The organism is Streptomyces sp. NPDC002573 (genome assembly GCF_042889625.1).
GTDB classification, from domain to species: domain Bacteria; phylum Actinomycetota; class Actinomycetes; order Streptomycetales; family Streptomycetaceae; genus Streptomyces; species Streptomyces gibsoniae.
Genome location: NZ_JBIARC010000290.1, coordinates 1 through 1,053, shown reverse-complemented (window position 1 = coordinate 1,053; position 1,053 = coordinate 1). Strand labels below are relative to the sequence as shown.

At 67.1% G+C, this 1,053-nt stretch carries 1 protein-coding gene; it reads right to left on the bottom strand.

The genetic code is table 11. From position 1 onward, the window contains the following. Positions 1–282: 282 nt before the first annotated feature. Complete coding sequence (locus ACFYX0_RS48000) at positions 283–693, bottom strand: Tn3 family transposase (RefSeq protein WP_388982229.1); 411 nt, start codon at positions 691–693, stop codon at positions 283–285. Positions 694–1,053 lie beyond the last annotated feature (360 nt).

The following is a 1,053-nucleotide window of genomic DNA, read 5'->3' as shown; positions in this document are numbered from 1 at the left end:
ACTTCTCCAGCAACGGGACTCCTGGTCTTGATGATCACCTTGCTCGACACAAGCTGATCTACCAGGGGTCCCGTTTCCACTGTTCAGGCGGGGGGTGCCACCACCTCAAGATCCCTAACGCAACGGCGTTGGTGAGCCTACTGCTTGACGATCTTCAGTTCGAAACCGGCGTCGTCTGTCGCGGTGCGGGGGCGGGGCACGGCGGCCGGTGACAGATCGAGCCGCTTGTCCATCTCCAGCCGGAAGTTCCGTACGGGTTGACTTTGGACCAGAACAACGCGGTCAGCCCGCGCCGGTCCTCGTCGGTGAGCATCTTTGCCCACGCCGGTTCGTCCAGCACCTGTTGGAGCAGCAGTGTGTTGACGTGTTGACGAGTGCGGACTGCAGCAGGTGCAGCGCGAGCCTCGACGTCTCGGCGTGCTCCTTGTCAGGGCCGGTCAAGACGCCGTCCTTGCCGTAGTGCAGCACGGTGTTGGCGCTGTTCCGGTTCTCCACGACCTGGAGCCCGCCGTGGATCTCGCGGCGTAGGCCGGGGCTGGCCAGGTAGCCGCAGGTGAAGATCGTGCGTACGGCGCGGCCGAGTTCTTCGAGCGCGGCGTAGGCGGGGTGCTTCGGTCCGCCGCGAGTGAAGCGGCGCAGCACCTGCCCGGCCCCCGCAGTCCCCAGGCGCAGAGCGGTGGCGTACTTGACCATCTGGTCGTACTGCTGGGCGATCAGGTCTCAGCGGATCCCACAGGTCAGGAAGCCTCCGAGTGCCGGCCAACCGGGCGGGTCGTCCTCCGGGCGGTACAGGCGGATGCTCCCGATGTTCTTCAGACGGGGCAGTTGCTCGCGCTCGGCGCCAGGCCAGCCGACACCGGCCGGACCGGCACCGGGAACCGCCAGGCCCTGGCCGACCCGGACGGCAACGATTTTCTGTCTCCTGCACGTCCGACTCCGGCCCTGTGATTACCTGCGTGGTGGCGCCAAGCAGCTCGGCTGTTCGGGTGCGGCCGGGGAGATTTGCTCGTCGGCCAGCGCCCCGGGCCTGCGCGTGGGTTGCGCCGTGTTCAT

Bases quoted from the DNA above. Each gene is read 5' to 3' on its own strand.
- ACFYX0_RS48000 (WP_388982229.1), bottom strand. From the start codon at position 693: ATGGTCAAGTACGCCACCGCTCTGCGCCTGGGGACTGCGGGGGCCGGG.